We start from the raw sequence: 25341 nt of genomic DNA, 5'->3' as shown, positions 1-25341 counted from the left end.
CCCTATTAAAAACCTAAACTGGATAACAAATCATCAACTTCATCTTGGCTCGCCACGGCATCAGTTCTTTCTTCTGCATCGATAATTGGGCCTTCAGCGCCTTTATTTATTGTCGTTGGTTCGGCTGGTTGTGATTGTTGTTCTTGTTGTGGTGTGCCAAATACGGTTAATAAGTGAATCAAGTTATCTTCAACTTCTTTAACCAATTCAATAACTCTGCGTATTACTTGTCCGGTTAAATCCTGAAAGCCTTGCGCCATTAAAACTTCGTTAAGTTGAGTTTGTAGGCTTTGGGAATCTTTCTCAGACTGGTGCAGTATATGATTAACGCTGTAACATAGACTCTTAAATTCGCTCAACTCAATTTGACGATTCATTAATTTATCCCAAGTTGGGATAATTTCTTGAATATTCTTATTTAAATCAGAGGCGATTGGTAAACAAGCATCAACAGCATCCATTGTTTGATTTGCTGCTTTTTCGGTCATATCCATTACATAGGCAAGCCGGGTTTGGGCATCAGGAATATCTTCATTAGCCAAATCAGCAATGCGCATATCTAATTGGAAGCTGCCCAAAGAATCATGTAATTGTCGAGTTAATTTACCAACTTGAGCAAACAGCTCTTCAGACGTTGCTTGTGTCACTTTTTGCAAAATGTCATTAGCGGCTTGGTTTTCACCCCGCTCAAGCAAACTAACTAACTGTTTTGCGTCTTCAAGGCTAATTAACGGTTCATTAGGTAACAATGGTGTTCTCCTGATACCTAATTAAGCTAAACGCTCAAAAACCTTGTCTAACTTTTCCTTTAGGGTTGCAGCGGTAAAAGGTTTAACAATATAACCATTTACACCCGCTTGGGCTGCTGCAATAATTTGTTCTTTTTTCGCTTCAGCAGTCACCATTAAAACCGGAATATTTTTTAACCGCTCATCCGCTCGAATTGCTTTTAATAAATCAATGCCTTGCATACCTGGCATATTCCAATCAGTCACCACAAATTCAAAATCGCCATTTTGTAACATTGGCAATGCCGTGGCGCCATCATCCGCTTCAGAGACATTAGTGAACCCTAAATCTCTCAGCAAGTTTTTAATAATACGCCTCATGGTTGAAAAATCATCTACAACCAAAACTTTCATATTTGTATCCAAAGCTTCCTCCGCCTCTGAGATTATCTCATGGATTAATAATAATTTTTATATCTGTTGCCAGCTATTTAATTTTGCTTTTAATCTGTGCATTGCTTGACTATGAATTTGACTCACTCGAGATTCACTCACATCAATAACGGCACCAATTTCTTTTAAATTCAATTCTTCATCATAATATAAAGAGAGCACTAATGCTTCTCTTTCTGGTAGTGTTTCTATCGCTTTAACTAATTCGCTCTGAAACGCACCGTGAGCAATATCTTCAAATGGTTCATCTTGATGTTTATCATCAGAGCTACCAATCACATCTTCAGTAACACCAAGATCTTCTATTCCTATAATCTTACCACTATTTACATCATTTAAAATATGATGGTAGTCATTAATGCTTAACTCTAATTTTTCAGCAACTTCAATATCACGCGCATCACGCCCAGTTTCATTTTCAACATCATTAATCGCTTTCGCGATAAGTCGGCTATTTTTGTGGACTGAACGCGGCACCCAATCGCCACGGCGAATTTCGTCTAACATGGCGCCTCGAATCCGAATTCCAGCAAACGTCTCAAAACTTGCGCCTTTGCTACCATCAAAATTCTTTGACGCTTCAAGCAGGCCTATCATACCAGCTTGAATTAAATCATCTACTTGAACGCTTGCAGGTAACCTTGCCATCATATGATGAGCAATACGTTTAACTAGGCCAGCATGCAGCTCTACAAATGCTTGTTTTTGATTAACAGATTGATAAGCAGCCACTTTATTCACAACAGACTACACTCCCGGAGAGACCAATTGTTCAATAAAAAATTCTAAATGACCTGTTGCGCTTTCAGGGGTTGGCCATTTTCCGGCTCGAGAAGCTAAGGTTTTAAACGCCATAGATGCGGGCGATTTAGGAAATGCTTCGACAATCGTTTTTTGTCGACGAACAGATTTACGAACATTTTCATCAAATGGAATAATAGCCACTAAATCCAATGCAACATCCAAAAACCGATCGGACACTTTAGACAACTTCGCGAATAATTCCTGCCCTTCACGCATAGAGCGAACCATGTTAGCCACAATTTTAAAACGAAAAACATTGTAATCACGATTCAATACTTTAATCAATGCATAAGCATCGGTAATGGATGAAGGTTCATCACATACCACTACCATGACATCTTGCGCTGCGCGTGAAAAACTAAGCACCATGTCTGAAATGCCAGCTGCAGTATCGACGATTAATACGTCAAACTCTTGTTTAAGCTCACTAAATGAACGAATTAAACCAGCATGCTCTTGAGTCGATAGTTCAACCATATTACGCGTACCTGAAGTGGCTGGCACAATTTTAATGCCTTGTGGGCCGGTAATTAAAATATCGTCAAGTTCACATTCACCAGCTAACAAGTGAGATAAGTTTTTTTCAACTCGCAAGCCCAACATAACATCCACATTGGCCAAACCTAAATCCGCATCAAAAACTAAAACGCGTTTACCTTGCTGAGCCATCGAAACCGCCATGTTTAAAGACACATTGCTTTTACCAACACCGCCTTTTCCGCCGGTGACCGCAATTACTTTAATTCTTTCATTCGCGCTTTGTTTCATTGTTCGAAGGCCACTTGCTTGATCACCTAACTGGTTATTTAATATCATAAATTTATTTATATATAGGTTGTCTTGAGCTATCTGTAAACCAGTGAGGATGAGAAAATTCATTTTCATCCATATAACCGGCAGCCTGGTCGATTAAATATTGCGCAGTTGCAGCTTTAATATCTTCCGGCACTCGCTGACCATCCGTAAGATACCCTATTGGCAACGCATTTTGAATGGCAACACTAATAATTTCTCCCAAACTCATGCATTCATCTAATTTGGTGAAAATACAACCAGTTAAGTTAGTACGCTTAAACTGTTGCACGGTTTCCATTAAGACACTTTGCTGCGACGTTGCTTGCAATACTAAATAATTTCTAATTTTAATTTGAGTTGATCGCATTAAACTATCAAGTTGTTCAGCTAAACGAACATCTCTTTGGCCTACCCCTGCAGTATCAATTAAGATTAATTTTCGGTTTCTTAATTGATGCAAAGTGTCGGCTAATTCATCTTCATGGCGAACCACTTTACATGGACAACCAATAATCCGAGCATACGTTTGTAATTGCTCATGAGCACCAATACGATAACTGTCTGTTGTCACCAAGGCAACTGAGTCTGCGCCATGTTTTTTAGCAAAATGAGCAGCAAGTTTAGCTACCGTCGTTGTTTTTCCAACGCCAGTTGGTCCTAATAATGCAACCACACCACCACGACGCATAATGTCGTTATTAGTCACATTGATTTGCCCACTTAATAATTCAAGCGCGCTATCCCATGCCTGATGGTCTTCAATCCCTTCAGGCATAAAGCTAGCAACTTGTTCAGCAACTTGCGCTGCTATACCCATTCGAGTTAAACGGTCAACAATATAAGCTCGGGTTGGCTCGCTTCTCGCCATTTCTTGCCACATTAATCCAGACACTTGATGCTTTAATAAATGCTTAAGTTCCGCCATTTCTGATTTAATCGATTGTAGCTCGCGTTCTGTCGTTTGCCCAGTATTTGATGTGCTTTGTTGTGTTTGATTGCTTAAACTTTGTGTTGTTTGATGATTTAACGACCAATCGTTAATAGATTCATGATTATCGAGCTGCGTTTGCTCTACTGCTTGAGCTATTTTTTTTGCTCGAGCAGCAGCATGTTGCTTATTTGCATACTGATTTTTAAATTCAGGCGTGGCCTGACGCATTAATAATGATTGTAAGCTATCGGATACTTGCACATCTTCTTCAGCCGAAATAGCAGAATCTTCTGGCTGATTATGGCGTCTGTATGCCGCTTGTCTTGAAGTAGGTTTTGTCGCAGCTTTAGCCGGTTGTTCAACTTTAGGCTGAGGCTGTTCATCTACTGCAGCAACAACTTCAACGCCCTCGGCTACTTTTGTATTAGACATAATAATAGCTTCGGGGCCTAAGCAAGCTTTTATTTCTTGCATTGCCGCTCTGATATCTTTTGCAACAAAACGTTTAATTTTCATCTTTCCTCCAAAGAACAGGCAAATGACCTATCCAGACAAAATTTTGACACTACTGACCTATCGAATTCACAATCCGAATTTGTTTATCATCCGGAATTTCTTGATAAGACAATACATGTAATCCAGTTACTGTGTGTTTGGTAAAGCGAGCCAACACTGAACGTAATATCCCAGAGGTTAATAAAACCGCAGGTTCACCGTTCATTTCTTGTTGCTCTGATGCCTGAGATAGCGCGGTTTGTATTCGCTCAGCTAACCCAGGTTCTATACCACCACCCTCTGAACCACCAGCTTGCATTGACTGATGCAAAATTTGCTCCAACTCTGGCGCCAATGTTATGACAGGTAACTCATCCAAACCGCTGGAAAGCTCTTGCACTATTAATCGTCGCAGTGCAATACGTACTGCAGCCGTTAAAACATCGGGATCTTGGCTTTTTGTTGCATACTCAACTAAGGTTTGAACTATCGTTCTCATATCTCGAATAACGACGCCTTCAAACAATAAATTTTGAAAGACTTTAACCACAGTTGATAAATTAAGCATGTCTGGCACTAATCCTTCCACCAACTTAGGATAAGATTTAGCCAGCATATCTAATAAATTTTGAACCTCTTCATGGCCAATAAGCTGCCATGCATTATTCGTTAAGAGCTGACTTAAATGAGTCGCAACGACAGTCGCGGAATCAACAACGGTATAACCTAACGTTTGCGCTTGTTCTCGCTGCTCAGGGGTAATCCAAATAGCCTCTAAGCCAAATGCGGGATCAACAGTTTTAATGCCCTGCAGCTTACCAAATACCTGGCCTGGGTTAATGGCCATTTCACGATCGTGATAAATTTCAGCTTCACCAATCACCACACCCATTAAAGAAATACGATAAATATTGGGCGACAAATCTAAATTATCTCGAATATGCACAGCTGGTACTAAAAACCCCATATCCTGAGATAATTTCTTTCGTACACCTTTAATCCTAGACAATAACTCCCCACCTTGAGATTTATCTACCAATGGGATCAAACGATAACCAACTTCTAACCCAATCACATCCATAGGTTGAACATCATCCCAGCTAATTTCTTTAGGTTCTGAAGTGTTATTAGCGGGCAAAGCATTTGCTTGTGTATTTTGAGCCTGACCTGCAGGCGTTGATTTGCCTTTAGGCATTAAACTGCCTTTTTTAGATTTTCTGTCGGCCCGCATCTGCGACATAAAATATCCCAAACCAGCCAACGCAAAAGCTAATGACAAAAATGCAATGTGTGGCATACCAGGCACAACCCCCATCACAAATAAAATGCTGGCTGCAATATAAAGCGCTTTAGCATTGCCTAATTGCGTTGATAATTGGTCGCCAAGTTGAACTGCATTATTTTCACGTGTTACCACGATTGCTGTTGCAACTGACAATAATAAAGAGGGGATTTGCGCAACCAAGCCATCGCCAATCGTCAGCATGGTGTAGATTTCTATCGCAGCAGAAAAACTTAATTCATGTTGAACCATACCAATAATTAAACCACCAACAATGTTGATGATCATAATCAATAAACCCGCAATAGCGTCGCCTTTAACAAATTTACTGGCGCCATCCATAGAACCATAAAAATCTGCTTCTTCAGTTATTTCTTTACGTCTTGCAATTGCTTGTTCCTGGGTAATAAAACCGGCATTTAAATCCGCATCGATTGCCATCTGTTTACCCGGTAAACTATCTAAGGTAAAGCGCGCTGTTACTTCAGATATACGTCCAGCACCTGCGGTAACAACCTTAAAATTAATAATCATTAAAATGGCAAAAACGACTAAACCTACAGCATAGTTACCACCAATCACCACCTCGCCAAATGAAGCTATCACTTCACCTGCAGCATCACCACCATTGTGGCCTTCCAATAACACAACTCGCGTAGATGCAATGTTAAGGGCTAAACGAAATACGGTTGCAATCAAAATAACACTAGGGAAAGAACCAAACTCAAGTGGTTTTAATGAATAAACCACTACTAATAAAACCACCATCGATAAAGCGATATTAAAAGAAAACAAAATATCAAGTAGCAAGGCTGGTATCGGTAATACCACCATAGCTAATACCGCTAATACAAAAATTGCGACACCAAGACCTGTGACTTGGTCAAAACTGCTTTTATTTAAATTAATTTTTTGAAATACATCAGCGATTTGCATATCGTCAAAAATCCAGCGTTAAAAAGGCTGAATGCAATAATGCAAACCTTAGACCATTTTAGACAAGTTTATTTAATTGAGGTGATAATTGATTTGATTGTTGGTATTTATTATTGGCGAGATGCGCTAAGAAATTGAACATAACTGGCATTATTAAACGTTAACAGCTGAAAGTTTAAGCCACTTGAACATGATTAATTTTATTTAAAATATCATACAACTGAGTCGCATCCGCTTCAGGTTTTGAGTTAACCTTATTTTGCGCATCTGCTTGTTGCAATCGATATAAACTATGGCGATCTAAATTTGCGACTAAAGTATCATCTAACTTTTCACTATCATTAAATTGCGACAATGCTTCTGGCTGAAGATAAGTGAGTAACTTAGTTTGTAAAATGCCGCTTTGATTTAAGGTATATGATGCATTAACAGCCGTTAAATATGCATTATCATCTGCCGCTAATTTATTAAATGTATGAACTCCTAACTCGGCTTTTAATTGCGATTCAACATCGTTTTCTTCATTCGCTTGTCCGTCGGGCAAAGAAAATTGGGCCTGCTCCGCCACATTTTGACTTAAACAAGCCAAAGTCAGTGCAAAATCATAGCGTTGATTCGCATTGACTGCTTGATTCAAACGACCAGCAAAAGCAGATTCATTCAGCGGATTTTCAAAGCTAATGGACATAAAAAAACCAATTCGTATAAAGATTATTCATTTAATCGGCAATTTGAAAAATAACTTTAATTTTTTAATAAAAAGACTTTACAGATCAAAATTATTTGGTAGTATGCGCCCCACTTCCGGAGGGGTTCCCGAGTGGCCAAAGGGATCAGACTGTAAATCTGACGGCTCCGCCTTCGCTGGTTCGAATCCAGCTCCCTCCACCATTATTTAAAAACCCGCCTTATGGCGGGTTTTTGCTTTTATAGCTTATATTTTTAATCCTTCCAGCTTGTATATTGTGTCAGTAAAAAATCAGGTTAGCGGTGAATCAAGCTTGTACTCAAAGCTTTTTCAGTAAATACTAAAGCCACTGATTCAACTCATCTATTTGCTATGTCATCCAATTTAAATTACCCAGAACAAAATTTTTTAGTCGTAGACGACCAGCGCCCATTTCAATTAATGCTTAAAGGTATTTTGGTCAACTTAGGAATTCGGCAAATTAATCTGGTGACCACAGGTGAAGCAGCACTACAAGCCTGCAAAGAACGGGATTACGATTTCATATTAATTGACTATAATTTAGGTGGACACCGAAAAAACGGTCGTCAGCTTATTGAAGAGCTCAAGCAAAAAAAATTATTAAAACCTAGCTGCGTAACCGTAATGGTTACAGGTGAAAGCCACCGCCCTATGGTTTTAGGGGCAATTGAACTGCAACCAGATGACTACTTAATGAAGCCTTTTTCACAAAACGTATTAAAGTTACGCTTAGAAAAAGCTTTCAAAAAGCGACATGCACTTAAATTTATATTTAGCGCCATGCACAAAGGCGACACAACCCGAGCCATCACCGAATGCCGTACACTAATCAGCGAGAACAGTCGATATCGCAATGCTTGTAACAATCTACTCGCCGAATTGCTCTGCAACGCTGGTTTGTACGACCAAGCCGAATATTTATTAAACAAATTGCTTGAGGTTAAACCCTACACATGGGGGCAAGTTCAACTATCAAGAACCTATCTGTATCAAAAGCGCTACCCGCTTGCAGCAAAGCTGGCACACCAGGTTATTTTACAAAGCCCGCTCGTTATAGACGCTTATGATCTATCCGCGCAAGCACTGGTGGGGATGAATAGGCTTCCCAATGCATTAGAGATGGCGATTAAAGCGGTTGAGTTATCACCATATTCAATTGAGCGACAATATCAACTATGCGACATCGCCCGACTCAATGGTATGTATGATATTGTAAAAGATGCTTGTTTCGCGATTTTAGAAATGAGCCGAAAGTCGGTTTATCAAGATCCCGTTCACTTTTTTAACTATATTAGAGCCACAATTACCGCTGCCCAGCATTGTGATGATAAACATGAAAAAAACAAACTCAAACAAGAGGCATCGCTTGCATTGCAGCGCGGCCGGCATGATGACATTAAAGAGTTAAAAAACAACTACAACTTATTTGAAGAGCTTTGTCGCGCGCAAATTGAGGTATTGGATAATAAATTGTTAACGGCTAAAAGACAGTTTTATAAACTGCATTCTCACATTCAAAATTTAGAGCACAATTACATTCCAAATGAACTCAGCTTTGATGCTTTATCTATTATGTATAACATTGGCGAGTTTGAAATGGCTGAGCAAATTATTAACCATCCCGAATACCAAGCATCTGACAATCAATTTGTAAAAGATAGCTTGGCCCATTTGCAAGATTTAAATCAAGACAAACAACAAACCTTTACTGAACTCAATAAAGAGGGGATATACGCCTATAAAGAAGGCGATTACCGCCTTGCCGCTCAACGTTTTGAGCAAGCTTTACAGAGCGCGCCGATGAACACAGGAGGAACATTAAATTTAATCTTAGCCATTTTACAGCTATTTAAAAAAGTAGATAAGTACCCAGATGATTTATTAAAAAAAGTAAAACAAGCGTTTCATAATCTACAAGGTGTTGAATTACCTGAGATTCAACAACAACGGCTAGCTGATCTAAATGAACAATATAAAAAATTAATCTTTGATAAAGACAATAAGCAAAGACGCAAATAAACGTCTAAACTAAACTAAAGTTTACAGATTGGATGTTTATTTAAAGATGCAAGCAGATGAAAAATTTGGCACCTGCCAATTTAGTTCAAGTGATGGCCACTATTGCCAAGAAGTGAATATGGGAAACGGTTTTTGTTTTTGGCACGACCCTAACTTTGATAAACAAGGTATGGCGCTGGCCGATAAACTAGAGCGCTTTGTTAATAACGGCGGCATTACCCAAGGTCTGCAATTAAAATACGCTGATTTATCCGGTATTAATTTAGTCAAAAAAGATAGCAAATTAGGTTACGATTTTTCTGGTTCAAATCTATATCGAGCTAACTTAAGCCATGCACACCTTTTTAATATAAAATTCAATAATGCCTCTTTAATGAAAGCTAACCTAACGGATGCGAATTTGCACTGTGCGCAATTAACGCAAGCTAATTTATTAGGCGTTAAACTCGCCAATACAAAAATAGATAACATCCAGCTCGGGACAAGTTTAATTCAAGAAACAAAAGCAAGTGAGCTAATCGATGAAAATGATGCAGCCAAACGCCAAGACCTATATCAACAATCAGAAGAGATTTATCGTGATATCAGAAAAGCAGCTGAGCATCAGGGGTTATTTGATCTAACCAGCCATTGTATTTATAAAGAACTCACAATGCGCAGAATGCAAATGCCCGCTCTTTCAAAGCCTCGCATTATTTCAAAAATGGTTGATCTATTTTGTGGCTACGGTGAAAAGCCAGTTAATGTGATTATTTTTTCCTTTGTATTTATTTTAGGCTGTGCTCTTGCTTATTTTTTATTTGGCATTCAGCAAAATATGCATTTAGTGCAACTTAATTTTGAGCAAAGTCTGAGCCAAAATATAAGCCACTTTGTCACAGCTTTGTATTACAGCGTAATTACATTTACCACATTAGGCTACGACAACATCGCCCCCATTGGAATTAGCCGTTTAATTGCCGCAATTCAAGCCTTTTCAGGCAGTTTTATTATGGCATTATTTGTATTGGTATTTGTGAAAAAAATGACAAGGTAGACGGTAAACAAAAGGCGCGAAACAAACATCTGTATTATCCAGAATTACACGGAACCCAGACTAGCTAGCGCTTCTTAGTCCAATTGAATAAAACAAATTCCGCGCCAAGCAATATAAGTTAATCAGCTAGCAAATGACTAAAAGTTTGGCTAAATTTAGCCATTTTAGGAGCAATAATAAACTGACAGTAACCTTGACTAGGATTCTCATCAAAATAGCCCTGATGATAAGCTTCAGCTGGATAAAACGGCATCGCTTCTGTGACCTCTGTTACGATTTTCTGCTCAAATTGGCCTGAAGCTTCCAAGGCTGATATTTTATCTAAGGCTTGCTGCTTTTGCGCCTCATTAGTATAAAAAATTGCGCTACGATACTGAGGACCAATATCGTTACCTTGCCGATTAAGCTGAGTTGGATCATGTAAAAAGAAAAACACATCTAAAATTTGCTGGAATTCTATAACCGAATCGTCAAACTCAACCCGGACCACTTCGGCATGAGCAGTTTGCCCCGTGCAAACCTGCTTATAAGTTGCGTCTATCTTTTCTCCTCCACAATAACCCGATATAGCTTGTTTAACGCCTTTTAATCTAGAGAAAGATGACTCTATACACCAAAAGCACCCACCAGCAAGAATCGCTGTTTGTATCGACATTGTATAATTCCTTTCCTGAGTTTAAATAATTAACCTGAATTTATGTAGCTAACAGCTTATTCAAAAATCAAGTTAATTAATAAGCAAATTGTCATTAGTAAATAATGCCTACACTTTAAAGCGACCGACTAAATCCGATAAATTATTCGCCAGATCTTTAATTTGTGCTGCAAGCTGCTCGCTAGATTCAGCAATTGCAGTTGCTGACGTTGTTTGTTCATTTAACGAAAATAAATTTTGGCTAATTTCATCAGACACAGTGGACTGCTCTTCAGTCGCTTGCGCCGTTTGAGTCGACATGTCATTTAATCTAACAGACGACTGCAGCAAGGTATTGAAAACCTCGTTGGCTTCTTGAAATATGCTTACCGTATCATCTGCATTTTGTTTTCCGTTAGCAATAGAGCGAGCCGATTCACCTACGCTCGCCGTTAACTGCTCTATCATAGTATGAATATGATTTGTACTTTCTTGAGTCCGCGTTGCCAATGTTCGTACTTCATCAGCTACGACGGCAAACCCTCTTCCTTGCTCACCCGCTCTAGCAGCTTCTATCGCGGCATTTAACGCTAATAAATTAGTTTGTTCTGCAATGCCGCGAATAACATCTAAGACCGAAGCAATATTTTCCGAGCTTTTTTGTAATTGTGAAGAGCTATGCAGCGCTGTTTCCATATTTGAAGATAAATGACTGATAGATTCATTAGATTGCTCAACAACCTGAATACCTTGCTTTGCCATTTGGCTCGAGGTATCTGCTTCCGTCGCTGTGCCGTTCGCTACTTCTGCCATTTGTTTATTCGATAAGTTCATTTCATGAACGGCGCTAACAATTGAGTCCGAAGCCTGATTGATCGTGGTTGTAATACTTCGAGTTTTTTCTGACGATTCGGTTAGAGTAGCCGTTAAATTGGTTAAATCAGATGCTTGATCTAATATCGTTACAATTAATTCTCGTAAGCTTTCAACAAAACGATTAAATTCGGTCGCTAGTTCACCAAATTCATCTTTTGAACTAACCTCAATTCGGGCTCGTAAGTCGCCTTCACCCGATGCAATTTCATTCACGCGTTTCGTTAAATAATTAATTTGTTCAGTTAATAGCTTAGGTACTTTATAGCTAAACCAACCAGCAATTAATAATACAACGAATAAAAATATCATTGCCGTAGTTTTAAATGCTGTAATTTCTGTTTCAAGTATTTGTTGAACCTTATTAGCCTGAATTTCTGCAGCTTCACCTGCTTTATCTAACACGCTTCTCAGTTCATTAAAACGTAATTCAGCAGTTTGTTTGAGTGACGATAAATCTTGATTAGGTTGTTGTGTACTCGCTAGCTGTAATGCAGTTGACGCGTTTTCCCATGCAACAAAAGCTTGATCAAACGATTGAAATTGGCTAACCACATTTGGGTACGACGATAAATACTTCCGGTATTCATTAAATCGATTTTTAACTTGCTGAGCATTTTCACTGATTTCTTGCTTGGCACTTTGAGGATCAGTCAAACCAGAAATTAATTTCGTTTGAGCAAGTTCAGCTTGATATAAATCGCGATCAGCATTTAATACAACGGATATCGCTTTTAAAAATTGGTTAGACTGTGCTTCTAATGCTTGTTCTTGCAACTTAATTAAATGTGAAAATGCTAAAAAAAGTGTTAATAAAGCGGTTGCTAATAAAACAATTGGGATAGAACTTTTAACTCTAATTTTGTGAAAATTCATCAGTGTGTCTCTTATTTTTAAATAATAGAGGGTGGTTAAAGTTTGCAAACTTTAATGTAATTTGAATCAATCAGCCTTAACTTGTTTTTGATTCAGCTCCAAAAAAACGTTCTAAAAATTTGTTTCAAACGTATTAGATATAACTATAGCTAAGGAAAATTGAACTGCAAAACCGATAAAATCCCGCACCATCAACGCTAAAATGAGGGGCGCCTTTTATTATGTTTTGATTTTATGCAGCAATGAATATATTAAACTGTTAATAGTTGATAAATAGTTTGTCCACTAGCATTATATTTAGCCTCAAAGGGCGTCATTGCATGCTCTACTTGAATTGGCTTAACCTGACTTTTTATCCCGACTAGATTTAATGCAAACTGAAACTCTTCCAGATACGTTAACCAATTTGAGCGCATTTCTATATTCGAGCATACACTCACTAAATCGGGAAAAACGGGCGCGCCATGCCAGCGCCTTTTAATATGAGCTGATTTTGGCCAAGGGTTTGGATAATATATTTTATGCTGAGCAATTTGTATCTGATTACGTTTAATTGCCTGAGCTAATAAGCGATAAAAATCATTCAAATCTGCACGCAATAAAATAATATTATGGTCAGTTTCAGTTCGGTTTTTATGAATTCGCTCATCAGATTTATCCACCCCGATTATTGTATGCTGCGGATAAAGCTGGGCTAAATTTCGGCTGCTATCTCCTACCCCACAACAGGCATCTAAGATAACAGCTTGTTTTTTTGATTGAACAAAATCTAACGCCTGCTCAAATGCCCCTTGCGTATGAGCTGAGATCGGCTTTAAAAAAACGCTCGATAAATGCCGCGCGACTATTTTTTCTAAATCTTCATGAATACCTATTTGATTGGTTTGTACTGAACGTGAGTTACCTAGCATTAATGTCTAATCCCCACACCTTTATTTAGTAAACGCATAGCGAGCAAAAACAAACTTAAAGTCACAACAATTAACACTGAATAAGCAGTCCACAAACTCACGTCACTGCTGCCTAAAAAACCGAATCTAAAGGCATTAACCATATATATAATAGGGTTTAACTGGCTAACCGACTGCCAAAACTCTGGCAACATAGAAACAGAAAAAAATACGCCACCTAAATATGTCAGCGGCGATAAAATAAAGGTGGGTATAATGCTGACATCATCAAAACTTTTTGCAAAAATCGCATTAATTAATCCACCTAACGCAAACAAGGTAGCTGTTAATAACAAGGTTGAAAGAATAACAAACCAGTTATGTACTTGAATATCGACAAAAAATAACGCGACAACAGTCACCAGTGAGCCAACTATAACCGCACGGGCAACGCCACCTAATACATAGCCAGCGACAATCACAAAGGTAGGAACAGGTGCAACTAAAAGCTCCTCTACGTTTCGCTGAAATTTGGCGCTAAAAAACGAGGAAGAAACATTAGAGTAAGCATTATTAATAACGGCTAACATTATAAGCCCAGGCATCATAAACTCTACATAATTAAAGCCATTAACGTCCCCTACTCGCTTGCCAATCAAACTACCAAAAACCACAAAATAAAGTGTCATTGTAATCGCTGGTGGCACTAGCGTTTGCACCCAAATGCGTAAAAATCGATTACACTCTTTGTATAAAATACTGTTTAATGCAATTAAATAATTTGCTTTCATGATGCCGTTCTACCTGCTTCTACTAATCTGACAAATAACTCTTCTAAGCGATTGGCTTTATTGCGCATACTTTTTACAACTATGTTTTGTGCACTAAGCTGATCAAATACCTGATTTAATGAATCATTTTTATCAATTTCAATTTGTAATGTATGCGCATCTGTTTGCTCGTACTTAACTTTTTCTAGCTGAATATTAGAATAATCTTCAGCCAAATCTAAAATAAAAGTTTCAACGGTTAATTGAGTTAACAAACGTTTCATACTGGTGTTTTCGACTATTTGCCCTTTATCAATAATCGCAATATTTCGGCACAGACTTTCTGCCTCTTCTAAATAATGCGTGGTTAAAATAATAGTCACCCCTTGTTCATTAATTTTACGTAAAAATTGCCACATAGAGCGGCGTATTTCGATATCTACGCCCGCGGTAGGCTCATCCAAAATTAATAATTTAGGTTGATGCATCATGGCTCTAGCTATCATTAATCTGCGCTTCATGCCACCAGATAGATTGCGAGCTGGGGTGTCTTTTTTCTTCCATAAATCTGTTTGTTTTAAATAAGTTTCACTTCGAATTAACGCTTCTTTTCGCTTAACACCATAGTAACCCGCTTGATTAACCACTATTTGCTGAACCGTTTCAAACTGATTAAAGTTAAATTCTTGTGGGACTAATCCAATATGCGATTTAGCCAGCTCTAACTCGTCATTAATATCATGACCAAATATTTTTACCTGCCCACTGGTTTTATTAACGAGTGAACTTAAAATTCCAATCGTTGTCGACTTACCTGCACCATTAGGCCCCAACAAAGCAAAAAAATCGCCTTGTTCTACCATCAAATCAACACCTTTAAGTGCTTCGACACCACCATTATAAACTTTCTTTAAATTTTTAATTTCTAATGCGTACATAATTATTTTTTATAGCCCCAAGGCTCAATAAGCGCTTGTTTTATTTTCAAATGATCTAAAATGCGTGCCACTACAAAATTAACTAAGTCATCAATGCTTTCAGGTTGATGATAAAACCCTGGTGAGGCAGGCATAACCGTTACTTGCATTCGGGCTAACTTAGTTAAGTTTTCTAAATGAATCAGTGAAAACGGCATTTCTCGCGGCACAATAATAAGTTGGCCTTGCTCCTTAATGACAACATCGGCCGCCCGTTCTATTAAATTATCACTCGCCCCGCAACTAATCGCTGAAACCGTGCCCATGCTAGCCGGACAAATGATCATTTTTTTAGGCGCAGCAGAACCAGATGCAACCGGTGAAAACCATTCATCCTTACCATAGCATTTAATTTGTGATTCTTTTGCCTGACATAGCTCTATAAAAAATCGACTAGCCAATTCAGGCTTAGCTGGCACATTGAGCTGGCTTTCTGTTTTAAGCACCACCAAAGCTGCCGACGACACCAATAAATGCACTTTTTGGTTTGCGTTTACCAAAGCCTTTAATAAATTAATTGCGTAAGGCATGCCGGAGGCCCCAGTTAAAGCTAACGTGACCTCTGCATTAAATTCATTGTGATCAGACATTAATTAACCTTTTTTGCCAAACTATCCAGTAATTTTTGATGAATACCACCAAAACCACCGTTGCTCATTACCAGTATACTGTCACCTGTCTGCGCTGATTTCACTATTTGATCAACTAATTCAGGCAAGGCATTATAAATACAAGCATTAATATCCGACGCTTGCATTATGTCCGCTAACGCCCAACTGATTGATTCTGGTTGTAGCATAAATACTTTATCGGCGAGTTTAAGTGACTCTGCTAATTCATGCTTATGAATACCCATTTTCATTGTATTCGATCTAGGTTCTAAAACCGCAATTATACGTCCGCTTTCCATATGGTTTTTTAACCCGCTGAGTGTTGTTTTTATCGCGGTAGGGTGATGTGCAAAATCATCATAAACCTTTATTTGATTAACACACCCTTTTAACTCTAGTCGTCTTTTAACATTTTCAAATCGCATTAATGACTCAATTGAGTATTCAGGTCGAACACCTACATGATAAGCTGCAGCTATTGCCATTGTTGCATTGTGCGCGTTATGTTCACCCAACAAATTCCATTTAACAACCCCTGCACTTTCGCCTTGCTTGAAGAGTTCAAATTCACTGAAATCAGAATTAACCGCTTTAAAATCCCAATCATGGTTTGCTGCTAATTTTTCAGTTTCACTCCAACAACCTTTTTCAAACACCTCATCAATTGCAGCGGATTCAGGTTTTAAAATTAAACCACTACCAGGAATGGTTCGAATTAAATGATGAAATTGTTTTTGAATGGCGGCTAAATTATCAAAAATATCTGCATGATCAAACTCAAGGTTATTAATAATTAACGTTCTAGGATAATAATGGACAAATTTACTACGCTTATCAAAAAAAGCAGAGTCATATTCATCAGCTTCTATCACAAAAAAGATAGAGTCGCCTAATCGCGCCGAGATGCCAAAATTATTAGCTACACCGCCAATTAAAAAACCGGGTTTACACCCGTTAGCTTCTAAAATCCAAGCTAACATGCTGGTCGTTGTTGTTTTTCCATGAGTACCAGAAACTGCAATCACCCATTTATCTTTGAGCACATGTTCGTGAAGCCACTGGGGGCCAGATAAATAATATAAATTTTGCTCTAAAACAGCTTCAACTTCTGGATTTCCTCGTGATAAAGCATTGCCGATCACCACAATATCCGGCGTATCTTTTAAATTATCCGCGCTATAGCCTTGCATTAATTCAATGCCTAGTGCGGATAATTGCTCACTCATCGGTGGGTAAACATTAGCGTCAGAACCAGTCACTCGATAACCTAATTGCTTAGCCAGAACGGCCAAACCACCCATAAAGGTGCCACAAATACCTAAAATATGAATATGCATAACTAAAACACAGATAAATTAATTAAAGTCACTATGATAACAGCTTACGCTATTAAAACGATCTTGGATTTAAAAAACCTGAACTTGGGATAAAAAATAGCATTGATTAATTCGCACTATTGTCACCTCAGCTTAATAAATGCTTCATATATTCAAATTACCCTGCAATTGTCAGCCAAGGCTGCGTAATTCTTTAATTTGTTTGATGGAGCATAATATGGAAACGCATAACGATTTTTATTCGACCCCTGCCAAAAAAAGCAAATGCCAGAAAAAACGTAAATGGCGAGAAATTGAAGCCATTTTAGATCAGCGTAGTTTAGAACACGAATTAAAAGAAATTGACGAGTTTTTTCAGCTCGATGAACTAGAAAGAGTATAGCTTCTACCAAAATAACAAACCCTAATCTGTTGGTAAATAAATAACCAACAGATTGTGTTTGCTTTCAGGTTATACCTGCCAGTCAATCGGTTCTTGATGTTGGCTAACTAATATTCGATTAGTTTCACTAAAATGGCCGCAACCAATAAAACCGCGATAAGCTGACAAAGGCGAAGGATGCACACTTTTCAAGATACTATGTTTATTAGTATCCAGCATTTTTGCTTTTTTTTGGGCATGTGCGCCCCACAGCAAAAATACTAATCCATCACAATGTTGGTTGAGCTTATCTATTACCACATCGGTAAATTGCTCCCATCCACATTTAGCATGCGAATGCGCCTTGCCCTGCTCTACGGTTAGCACCGTATTTAGCATTAAAACGCCTTGCTCTGCCCAAGCTTGTAAGTAGCCATGATCCGGTATTTGAAACGCTTCAATATCACGCTCAAGCTCTTTGTAAATATTAACTAAAGAGGGCGGTATTTTTATTCCAGGTTGCACAGAAAAACATAAACCGTGTGCTTGGCCAGGTCCGTGGTACGGATCCTGACCTAAAATAACGACCTTAACTTGCGATAATTCAGTACTCGAAAAAGCCGAGAAAACTTTATCCTTCGGAGGGTAAATGACTTTTCCATTCGCCCTTTCAGTTTCCACAAAATTAAGAATATTTTGAAAGTAAGTTTTCTCTTTTTCACTCGCTAAAACGGTTTGCCAAGTTAACATAATTATCGCTCTAATCTAAATTCTGAGTAAGAACTTAACTAAAATATTAAATTTATAGACTTTAAATAAACCTTAATCCGAATTGAGGCAAGTACTACAAAAAGGTCTGTACTAGAAAGCAATTTATTATCTAGCGTCAGGCCATTAAACAAAAACGCTCTGCAAGCAGAGCGTTTTTGGGGCCGATTCGTTAATTACTTTACTTAGCTCGTTTTAAGCGTTGTAAATAAATAACTTTTCAACGTAGCAAAATCAGCAGATAAACTATCCGATAAAATATCTTTATTGGCAACTTCAGCAAGCGCTTTGGGTAACGCAACCGGTGTACCTAAAATATTTTCAACCGTTTCTTTAAATTTAGCTGGGTGTGCAGTACCTAAAAAGATACCAACTTCATCATCATTCAATGAACGTTTTAATGCTTTATAAGCAACAGCAGCATGCGGCTCACTTAAATAACCCAATTCATTTAGTTGACGAACACCGATATGAGTATAATCTTCATCAACGCTTTCAGCCGTTAACAAAGATTTATCAACTATACCTTGCTCCATCATAGCTTCAATTCGCGGCCAGTTATTTGGAGAGCTGATATCCATCGCATTTGACATCGTAGAAACCGTTTTCTTAGGTTCCCATAAACCGTTCAATAAATAGCGCGGTACTGTATCGTTTGCATTTGTTGAAGCAACAAAACGTTTAATAGGTAATCCCATTGCTTGGGCAATCATAGCCGCCGCTAAATTACCAAAGTTACCACTTGGTACCGATATTACAGCATCTTTTTGTTTGTCTTTTGGCAATTGAGCAATCGCTTCAAAATAATAACAAACCTGAGCCATTAAACGTGCAATATTAATAGAGTTTGCAGAATTTAAATGGAGTTCATCTTTAATCTGTTGATCATCAAACGCATCTTTAACTAGAGCTTGACAATCATCAAAGGCACCATCAATTTCAACTGTGTGAATATTGTCACCAAGCGTTGCAAACTGTTTTTCTTGTAGTGGGCTAACCATACCTTTAGGGTATAAAATAACAACCTGAATTTGTGACAAGCCATGAAACGCATGGGCCACTGCTGCACCAGTATCACCGGACGTGGCTGTTAAAATAGTAACTGGACTGTCACCTGATACTTGGGCTAAACATTGGGCCATAAATCGAGCACCAAAATCTTTGAATGCCAAAGTTGGACCATGATAAAGCTCTAAGCTATATATATTATCTTTCACGTGTGCCAAAGGTGCTGTGAATTGAAACGCATTATTAACCATTTCGGCTACGGTTTCTTCACCTAGCTCATCGCCAATTAATTGATTTAAAATATAAGCGCTGCGCTGTTGAAATGGCATTTCTAACAAAGCGTCAATATTGTCTAATTTAGGCAAGCTAGTTGGAAAGAATAACCCTTGGTTACGACCTAAACCTTGTTTAACTGCTTGGCTAAATGTTACAACTTCTGATGGATCTTTTAAATTAGCTAATTCCACTTATTCGTCCTCTAAGACTTGTGTTCCACGGGTATCCACTTTACAAACGTGGGCAAACCCGTTTTCATTCTGAATATAATTTTGCTCTAACCAAGATTTAATATCATTCGCTGCATTTAAGTTATCAACTGCAGCGAATACTGTTGGTCCTGAGCCTGAAATACCAAATGCTAATGCACCTTGTTGCAGTGAATAAGCTCGACTGGCATCAAAGTTATTAAGTAATGATTTACGATAAGGTTCTGCCACAACATCTTTCATCATACTGGCTGCTAAAGCGCGATCGCCACGATGAAGCGCATCAACAAATACAGCCAACTGGCGACCAAATTCAATAGTGGTCGCTTTATCATATTGTGCGGGTAAAATCTCACGCGCTGCAGCGGTTGATACACTAGCACCTGAGTAACAAATAACCCAGTACCAGTCATCAAAAGTTGGTAAACTTAAACTAATTTGAGTTTCACTCTCTAGCATTAGCTGCAAGCCACCTAAAAAGCAAGGCGCAACATTATCATAATGAATACTGCCGCTGATTTGGCCTTCTAATTTACCCATTAATCTTAACAATAATTCAGAGTTAAGCGGGTTGCCATAAAAACCATTTAATGCTGCAAGAGCCGCAACAATTGAGCTGGCAGATGACCCTAAGCCACTACCAATTGGTAAATTCTTTTCAAGTTTCATTTTAACAGGCTGAACATCAATACCTAATTCAGCCATTTCAGCTTTAAAGCCTAAAAAGCAGTCATAAACGATATTTTGAGTCGGGTCTTCAGGCAATTTATGCGCAAAACGACCTGAATTTTCTAGACTAAAAGCTTGGGTTTCTTCAACTACTGACACTCTATCGCCTAACAAGCTGCCATCAATAGGGGCTAATGCTAAACCTAAAATATCAAAACCTAAACTGACATTACCCGTTGATGCCGGGGCATATGCTGTTACCGCCATTTTATACCTCTCGTTTCCATGGCATAGTGCGCATCAAATCAGAAAATACACCTGCAGCTGTTACATCTGCACCTGCACCATATCCACGGATAACCAGCGGAATGGGTTGATAATAAACACTCTCAATCGCTAGTGCATTTTCACCGTCTTTAATCACGTAGAGTGGGTGCTCTGCTCCAACCGCTTGAATACTACAACGACATTTGCCATCTTCAATTAAACCAACGTAACGTAACACCTTACCTTCAGCTTTAGCTGACTCAGCAATCTCTTTATAATAAGCATCAGCTTTTGGTAAGTTCTGCATAAAGTCATCAATTGAACCGCTGGCATCAAATTCTGGCGGTAATACTGACTGAATGTTAATGTCGTCTAATTCCATTTCCATGCCCGCTTCACGCGCCATGATTAATAACTTACGCGCAACATCCATACCACTTAAATCATCACGAGGATCGGGTTCAGTAAAACCATTTTCTCGCGCAATTTCAGTTGCTTCAGATAAAGTCATACCTTCATCTAATTTACCAAAAATAAATGATAGCGAGCCAGATAAAATACCTTGGAAACCGGATAATTCATCACCCGCGCTTAATAAACTTTGCAAAGTATCAATTACCGGCAAACCTGCGCCTACGTTTGTCTCATATAAAAAACGACGATTAGTTAAGGCTGCTGCTTGGCGAATATCATGATAAAACGCCATGCTGCTGGTATTGGCTTTTTTATTGGGTGTAACAACATGAAAACCTGACGATAAAAAGTCTGCGTATTGCGCTGCAATTTGGTCATTGCTGGTACAATCAATAATAACAGGATTAATTAAATGGTTATCTGCTACAAACCGTTGCAAGTTTTCTAAGGTAAATTTGCTCTCACCTTCAGCTAATGCCGACTCCCAGTCAGACAAGTTAATACCTTGTTGAGCCAAAGCCATCTGACGGCTATTAGCCAAACCATAAACCTGTAAGCTAATGTTACGCTCTTTTAAAATCGGCTGCTGTCTTTCTAGTTGTTTTAATAAAGCTTTGCCGACTGTGCCGCAGCCCACCATAAATACGTCTATTACATGTAAATTTGTGAAAAAGTTTTGATGAGTCACTTTAATCGCATCTTGGCTTTTAGCGCCTTCAATAACAGCTGAAATAGAACGCTCAGAAGATCCTTGAGCAATGGCCACTATATTCACTTTAGTTTGGCTTAACGATGCAAAAAATTTGGCCGCAACCCCTTGATGTAAACGCATACCATCGCCCACAATTGATATAACTGACAAATGGTCACGTAATTCAATTGCTTCTAGTAGCTGATTACTTAACTCTAATTCAAATTCTGCATTTAAAATTTGACGAGCTCGAGCTGAATCGCTTGAGTGAATACAAAAACTAATGCTGTATTCTGATGATGACTGGGTAATTAACAAAACCGATATTTGTGCACGTGAAATCGCATCAAAAATTCGACTTGCCATGCCAACCATGCCTTTCATTCCAGGCCCAGCCACATTCACCATAGTGACATCATTTAACGTTGAAATACCTTTAACAACATGATTTGAGTTAATGCTTTCTTGCGAAATCAAGGTGCCAGGTGCACTTGGATTTAAAGTATTACGAATACGACACGGGATATGATATTGAGCAATTGGACCTATTGTTTTAGGATGTAAAACTTTAGCACCAAAATAAGATAGCTCCATCGCTTCTTGGTACGAAAGCTGGTCAACCAATTGGGCATTATAAACTTTGTTTGGATCAGCATTATAAACGCCATCTACATCTGTCCAGATTTCACAAACCGATGCATCAATACAAGCGGCTAAAATGGCCGCACTGTAATCTGAGCCATTACGCCCTAAAGTAACTAATTCACCTTCTGCGTTTTGTGCACAAAAACCAGGCATAACCCAAATACTGTCTTTAGCTAATTCAGCATGAGCAAATTTAGTTCGGCTAGCTTCAATATCAGCTTGAGACGTTAAATATCCTCCATGAGCGATGACTAATTTAGTGGGATCAATAATGGTGGCTTTTTGCTCGCTTGCTCGCAACAATTCGGCAAAAATTTCAACACTAATCAGCTCGCCTAAACAAATAATTGAAGCTTTTACAGCATCCGGACATTCCCCTAATAATTGAATGCCTTCTAATCTTTGTTTGAGAAAGCTCATTTTCTGTTCGACAACAGCATCTAAATGCGCTTTGTTGTAATTTTCATACTGAGCAGATAAGGCCTCAATAATTGTGCTAAGCGTCGTGTCTAATTGATTTAATAAGCTGCTAATATCTCGACTCTCAATCGCAGCATCAACTAAATCGACTAAGTTATTAGTCACACCTTTAGGAGCTGAGAGGACAACCGCTGCAGCTTCATTTGCTTGTTTATCTAAAACAATATCTCTGACCATTTGATAGCGTTGTGCATCTGCTAACGATGACCCACCAAATTTTAAAACTTGCATCAATTTTGTTCCTATTTCTCAGACAAAAAAGCCCGCGACTTGTAACAGTCACGGGCTTTTGCAAAAATTAATTTATTAAGCGCATTAGCCAGTGACCACTCCTTAAATAAAGGTAATGGTAATTATGTGGATAATGGTAATAAATGCGCTATATTTCATGGGGCGAAACTGTGCCTTATCTGGCGCTGTCTGTCAACGGTTTTTAACGAAAATTCATAAAGACAGCCAGCTAATCAGCCGGCTTCATAAATCGTTGTTTTATTTCTTCCTGAGCGTTTAGACTGGTACAACGCCATATCAGCACGAGTGAGCATATCATCGTAATTACGAACCCCTGCATGATAACTCACAACACCAATACTTAAAGTAGCTTTGATTTCATGTGACTTATACTGAATGACTTGAGACTCAAAGGCCTGACGAATTCGCTCGGCCAACTCGTATGCGCCTTTGGAACCTGTATGAGGTAATAAAATAGCAAATTCTTCACCACCATACCGGCCAAATACATCGTGCTGGCGCAACATAGATTGAATTAACACTGCAGATTCAATTAAAACTTTATCACCAGCTTGATGACCGTATTCATCATTTACCAGTTTAAATTTATCTAAATCAAATAGAATTAAGCTAAGCTCTTCATGGTAACGAACAGCAGATAAAAACGCTGTATTGAACCGCTCTTCCCAATATCGCCGATTCGCTATTTGCGTCAGGCCATCAGTTCGATTAGAGCGTTCAAGTTCAGCCAGTGTCAGCTTTAGTTTTTGCTGATAAAAGCATACGTCGGTCGCATCTTCAACCATAATACAAATATGATCAATTTCCCCTTTACCCTGAGGAGATTTAATTGGCTGCATTTCAATATTTTGCGCCATGAATTCGCTATTGGTTGTTATCGGACGAGTATGTCGCATTTGAAATAAAAATTGGCGCTGTTCCCATGCACTAAAGGCAGGTGAATCTAGCATCACAACGCTTTCAAGCTTGCGAGTCATCCATTTAACGGGTAATTCAGGGAAAAGTTCAAATAGATTTTTACCAACCGCATCTGCTTTTTTTAACGCTGGGTGAGATTTCATAAAGTGATTATAATAAACCAATCGATAATCTGTATCGATTAAAAGCACACCTGTATTGAGTGATTCTACCACTAAAGAATGCATAGCTGATGACCCAATAATTAATAGGCTTCTAAAATACTATCTAACACGTGTTGAATATTCTCAATCGCTTCACCCGGAATCAACAACACCATATCGCAATTAAATTCATAATCAGTCACTTGATAGCTAATGGCTACTTTGAGGGCTAGTTCCCAATTAAATGACAAATCCTGCAAATGTCTTTCAATGGAAACCTCTTGTGATGAAACGACTCTAGGCGCACTATAAGCAATTTGATTATCAATTTGCTCGGCCAAACCGTTTAAAAAGGTTGTGGTTAAAATAGAACTAATATCAGTTAATTGCTCCATCTCAGACACTTCGCCCGGTTCATAACCCAAAATTTGTGCAATATTTTGAGTATGATCAGCCCGATATAATAATAAGGTTTCACCAGTTATTCCATCTTGCCCATAAAACCCTTGGCTTAGTAAAGTAACGTTATCATCACCATAAGTTTCTGCAAATGTGGTTGGTAATTCTGAAGAGGAAACGAGTTCAATATGCGGTACTTGCAAATGTACAAAAGTTTTTAAATAACGAGCTAATTTATCACTCGCACGACCCATGGCGACATTAATTAATTCTTGCAAGCAATCTCTTTGCTCTTCCGTGATAGTAATATCAATCATAACAATCCGTATTCTTTTAATATTTGGTTTAATTTTTGTGGATTGACTGGTTTTTGAATAAACGCTAACGCGCCTAATTCAGTCACCCGCTTTTGCATTTCTGGCTGAATATCAGCTGAAATTACCACAACATGCTCTGCCAGCTTTTTTACTTTGAGTAATTCAAGCACTGAGATTCCATCTAGTTCAGGCATGGTTAAATCTAAAAACAAAACATCTGCAATCTGTTCACGCATCATGTTAATGGCTTCGAGGCCATTTGATGCTAAACGCAATTCAATGTCCCAATTTTCAGGTAAGCTTTTTTTGACTTGTTTACGGGCTAATGCCGAGTCATCACAAATTAAGACAGAAAGACTCATTTATTA

At 38.4% G+C, this 25341-nt stretch carries 24 protein-coding genes and 1 tRNA gene; 4 read left to right on the top strand and 21 right to left on the bottom strand.

The features are described 5' to 3' along the window. Positions 1 to 5: 5 nt before the first annotated feature. From OLW01_RS04630 to OLW01_RS04600, 7 genes are all read right to left on the bottom strand, one after another. A complete protein-coding gene (locus OLW01_RS04630; RefSeq protein ID WP_268075560.1) occupies positions 6 to 749 on the bottom strand; it encodes a protein phosphatase CheZ in 744 nt (247 codons plus the stop codon). A 21-nt stretch (positions 750 to 770) separates the two neighbouring features. Further along, a complete protein-coding gene (gene cheY / locus OLW01_RS04625) occupies positions 771 to 1154 on the bottom strand; it encodes a chemotaxis response regulator CheY (RefSeq protein ID WP_268075559.1) in 384 nt (127 codons plus the stop codon). A 45-nt stretch (positions 1155 to 1199) separates the two neighbouring features. Beyond that, entirely contained in the window at positions 1200 to 1922 is a 723-nt protein-coding gene (locus OLW01_RS04620) for an RNA polymerase sigma factor FliA (protein WP_268075558.1), read from the bottom strand. 6 nt (positions 1923 to 1928) lie between these two features. Next, positions 1929 to 2801 (bottom strand): MinD/ParA family protein, encoded by an 873-nt coding sequence (locus OLW01_RS04615; protein ID WP_326498591.1) that lies wholly within the window; start codon positions 2799 to 2801, stop codon positions 1929 to 1931. A gap of 4 nt (positions 2802 to 2805) precedes the next feature. Next, positions 2806 to 4227, bottom strand: a complete 1422-nt coding sequence (flhF, locus tag OLW01_RS04610; RefSeq protein ID WP_268075556.1) for a flagellar biosynthesis GTPase FlhF — start codon at positions 4225 to 4227, stop codon at positions 2806 to 2808. 49 nt (positions 4228 to 4276) lie between these two features. Further along, positions 4277 to 6424, bottom strand: a complete 2148-nt coding sequence (gene flhA / locus OLW01_RS04605) for a flagellar biosynthesis protein FlhA (protein WP_268075555.1) — start codon at positions 6422 to 6424, stop codon at positions 4277 to 4279. A 175-nt stretch (positions 6425 to 6599) separates the two neighbouring features. Beyond that, positions 6600 to 7112: a VC2046/SO_2500 family protein gene (locus OLW01_RS04600; protein WP_268075554.1), complete on the bottom strand. Its 513-nt coding sequence runs from the start codon at positions 7110 to 7112 to the stop codon at positions 6600 to 6602. 118 nt (positions 7113 to 7230) lie between these two features. Between OLW01_RS04600 and OLW01_RS04595 the strand changes: the two genes are divergently transcribed. The 3 genes from OLW01_RS04595 (at position 7231) to OLW01_RS04585 (ending at position 10188) form a co-directional block, all read left to right on the top strand. Then, a tRNA-Tyr gene (locus tag OLW01_RS04595) sits at positions 7231 to 7315 on the top strand. 169 nt (positions 7316 to 7484) lie between these two features. Continuing rightward, positions 7485 to 9152 (top strand): response regulator, encoded by a 1668-nt coding sequence (locus OLW01_RS04590; RefSeq protein WP_268075553.1) that lies wholly within the window; start codon positions 7485 to 7487, stop codon positions 9150 to 9152. Between the two features lie 46 nt (positions 9153 to 9198). Continuing rightward, entirely contained in the window at positions 9199 to 10188 is a 990-nt protein-coding gene (locus tag OLW01_RS04585; protein ID WP_268075552.1) for a pentapeptide repeat-containing protein, read from the top strand. Between the two features lie 118 nt (positions 10189 to 10306). Here the strand turns inward: OLW01_RS04585 and msrA are convergent, their stop codons facing one another. From msrA to mpl, 7 genes are all read right to left on the bottom strand, one after another. After that, positions 10307 to 10843, bottom strand: a complete 537-nt coding sequence (gene msrA, locus OLW01_RS04580; RefSeq protein ID WP_268075551.1) for a peptide-methionine (S)-S-oxide reductase MsrA — start codon at positions 10841 to 10843, stop codon at positions 10307 to 10309. 108 nt (positions 10844 to 10951) lie between these two features. After that, complete coding sequence (locus tag OLW01_RS04575; RefSeq protein WP_268075550.1) at positions 10952 to 12571, bottom strand: methyl-accepting chemotaxis protein; 1620 nt, start codon at positions 12569 to 12571, stop codon at positions 10952 to 10954. A 251-nt stretch (positions 12572 to 12822) separates the two neighbouring features. After that, complete coding sequence (gene trmB / locus OLW01_RS04570) at positions 12823 to 13482, bottom strand: tRNA (guanine(46)-N(7))-methyltransferase TrmB (RefSeq protein WP_268075549.1); 660 nt, start codon at positions 13480 to 13482, stop codon at positions 12823 to 12825. Then, a complete protein-coding gene (locus OLW01_RS04565; RefSeq protein ID WP_268075548.1) occupies positions 13482 to 14252 on the bottom strand; it encodes an ABC transporter permease in 771 nt (256 codons plus the stop codon). The genes trmB and OLW01_RS04565 overlap by 1 nt, the downstream gene beginning before the upstream one ends. Then, the gene (locus OLW01_RS04560) at positions 14249 to 15169 is read right to left on the bottom strand and encodes an ABC transporter ATP-binding protein (RefSeq protein WP_268075547.1); all 921 of its coding nucleotides are present in this window, start codon (positions 15167 to 15169) and stop codon (positions 14249 to 14251) included. The genes OLW01_RS04565 and OLW01_RS04560 overlap by 4 nt, the downstream gene beginning before the upstream one ends. 2 nt (positions 15170 to 15171) lie before the next feature. Next, the gene (locus tag OLW01_RS04555) at positions 15172 to 15798 is read right to left on the bottom strand and encodes a flavin prenyltransferase UbiX (protein ID WP_268075546.1); all 627 of its coding nucleotides are present in this window, start codon (positions 15796 to 15798) and stop codon (positions 15172 to 15174) included. Then, a complete protein-coding gene (gene mpl, locus OLW01_RS04550) occupies positions 15798 to 17156 on the bottom strand; it encodes a UDP-N-acetylmuramate:L-alanyl-gamma-D-glutamyl-meso-diaminopimelate ligase (protein ID WP_268075545.1) in 1359 nt (452 codons plus the stop codon). Before mpl ends, OLW01_RS04555 begins: the two co-directional genes overlap by 1 nt. A 217-nt stretch (positions 17157 to 17373) precedes the next feature. On the opposite strand from mpl, the gene OLW01_RS04545 reads away from it, so the two are divergent. Next, entirely contained in the window at positions 17374 to 17538 is a 165-nt protein-coding gene (locus OLW01_RS04545) for a DUF3545 family protein (RefSeq protein ID WP_268075544.1), read from the top strand. 69 nt (positions 17539 to 17607) lie between these two features. On the opposite strand, the gene ung is transcribed toward OLW01_RS04545, so the two are convergent. The 7 genes from ung to OLW01_RS04510 form a co-directional block, all read right to left on the bottom strand. Then, positions 17608 to 18267, bottom strand: a complete 660-nt coding sequence (gene ung, locus OLW01_RS04540; RefSeq protein WP_268075543.1) for a uracil-DNA glycosylase — start codon at positions 18265 to 18267, stop codon at positions 17608 to 17610. A gap of 203 nt (positions 18268 to 18470) precedes the next feature. Next, complete coding sequence (gene thrC / locus OLW01_RS04535; protein ID WP_268075542.1) at positions 18471 to 19760, bottom strand: threonine synthase; 1290 nt, start codon at positions 19758 to 19760, stop codon at positions 18471 to 18473. Beyond that, positions 19761 to 20714: a homoserine kinase gene (gene thrB / locus OLW01_RS04530; protein WP_268075541.1), complete on the bottom strand. Its 954-nt coding sequence runs from the start codon at positions 20712 to 20714 to the stop codon at positions 19761 to 19763. A 1-nt stretch (position 20715) separates the two neighbouring features. Continuing rightward, positions 20716 to 23175, bottom strand: coding sequence for a bifunctional aspartate kinase/homoserine dehydrogenase I (gene thrA / locus OLW01_RS04525; protein WP_268075540.1), 2460 nt, complete (start codon positions 23173 to 23175; stop codon positions 20716 to 20718). A 233-nt stretch (positions 23176 to 23408) separates the two neighbouring features. Then, a complete protein-coding gene (locus tag OLW01_RS04520) occupies positions 23409 to 24341 on the bottom strand; it encodes a GGDEF domain-containing protein (protein ID WP_268075539.1) in 933 nt (310 codons plus the stop codon). Positions 24342 to 24358: 17 nt separating this feature from the next. Continuing rightward, the gene (locus tag OLW01_RS04515; protein ID WP_268075538.1) at positions 24359 to 24973 is read right to left on the bottom strand and encodes a chemotaxis protein; all 615 of its coding nucleotides are present in this window, start codon (positions 24971 to 24973) and stop codon (positions 24359 to 24361) included. Beyond that, entirely contained in the window at positions 24970 to 25335 is a 366-nt protein-coding gene (locus OLW01_RS04510) for a response regulator (protein ID WP_268075537.1), read from the bottom strand. Before OLW01_RS04510 ends, OLW01_RS04515 begins: the two co-directional genes overlap by 4 nt. Positions 25336 to 25341: the final 6 nt, after the last annotated feature.

It is taken from the genome of Catenovulum adriaticum (genome assembly GCF_026725475.1).
GTDB lineage: Bacteria > Pseudomonadota > Gammaproteobacteria > Enterobacterales > Alteromonadaceae > Catenovulum > Catenovulum adriaticum.
Note: the sequence above shows the minus strand (reverse complement) of the source record. Positions and strands in the feature narration are given on the sequence as shown.

Excerpts from the sequence above, each read along its gene's own strand:
- OLW01_RS04615 (WP_326498591.1), bottom strand. The coding sequence starts at position 2,801 with ATGATATTAAATAACCAGTTAGGTGATCAAGCAAGTGGCCTTCGAACA.
- flhF (WP_268075556.1), bottom strand. The coding sequence starts at position 4,227 with ATGAAAATTAAACGTTTTGTTGCAAAAGATATCAGAGCGGCAATGCAA.
- flhA (WP_268075555.1), bottom strand. The coding sequence starts at position 6,424 with ATGCAAATCGCTGATGTATTTCAAAAAATTAATTTAAATAAAAGCAGT.
- OLW01_RS04600 (WP_268075554.1), bottom strand. The coding sequence starts at position 7,112 with ATGTCCATTAGCTTTGAAAATCCGCTGAATGAATCTGCTTTTGCTGGT.
- OLW01_RS04590 (WP_268075553.1), top strand. The coding sequence starts at position 7,485 with ATGTCATCCAATTTAAATTACCCAGAACAAAATTTTTTAGTCGTAGAC.
- OLW01_RS04585 (WP_268075552.1), top strand. The coding sequence starts at position 9,199 with ATGCAAGCAGATGAAAAATTTGGCACCTGCCAATTTAGTTCAAGTGAT.
- msrA (WP_268075551.1), bottom strand. The coding sequence starts at position 10,843 with ATGTCGATACAAACAGCGATTCTTGCTGGTGGGTGCTTTTGGTGTATA.
- OLW01_RS04575 (WP_268075550.1), bottom strand. The coding sequence starts at position 12,571 with ATGAATTTTCACAAAATTAGAGTTAAAAGTTCTATCCCAATTGTTTTA.
- trmB (WP_268075549.1), bottom strand. The coding sequence starts at position 13,482 with ATGCTAGGTAACTCACGTTCAGTACAAACCAATCAAATAGGTATTCAT.
- OLW01_RS04565 (WP_268075548.1), bottom strand. The coding sequence starts at position 14,252 with ATGAAAGCAAATTATTTAATTGCATTAAACAGTATTTTATACAAAGAG.
- OLW01_RS04560 (WP_268075547.1), bottom strand. The coding sequence starts at position 15,169 with ATGTACGCATTAGAAATTAAAAATTTAAAGAAAGTTTATAATGGTGGT.
- OLW01_RS04555 (WP_268075546.1), bottom strand. The coding sequence starts at position 15,798 with ATGTCTGATCACAATGAATTTAATGCAGAGGTCACGTTAGCTTTAACT.
- mpl (WP_268075545.1), bottom strand. The coding sequence starts at position 17,156 with ATGCATATTCATATTTTAGGTATTTGTGGCACCTTTATGGGTGGTTTG.
- OLW01_RS04545 (WP_268075544.1), top strand. The coding sequence starts at position 17,374 with ATGGAAACGCATAACGATTTTTATTCGACCCCTGCCAAAAAAAGCAAA.
- ung (WP_268075543.1), bottom strand. The coding sequence starts at position 18,267 with ATGTTAACTTGGCAAACCGTTTTAGCGAGTGAAAAAGAGAAAACTTAC.
- thrB (WP_268075541.1), bottom strand. The coding sequence starts at position 20,714 with ATGGCGGTAACAGCATATGCCCCGGCATCAACGGGTAATGTCAGTTTA.
- thrA (WP_268075540.1), bottom strand. The coding sequence starts at position 23,175 with ATGCAAGTTTTAAAATTTGGTGGGTCATCGTTAGCAGATGCACAACGC.
- OLW01_RS04520 (WP_268075539.1), bottom strand. The coding sequence starts at position 24,341 with ATGCATTCTTTAGTGGTAGAATCACTCAATACAGGTGTGCTTTTAATC.
- OLW01_RS04515 (WP_268075538.1), bottom strand. The coding sequence starts at position 24,973 with ATGATTGATATTACTATCACGGAAGAGCAAAGAGATTGCTTGCAAGAA.
- OLW01_RS04510 (WP_268075537.1), bottom strand. The coding sequence starts at position 25,335 with ATGAGTCTTTCTGTCTTAATTTGTGATGACTCGGCATTAGCCCGTAAA.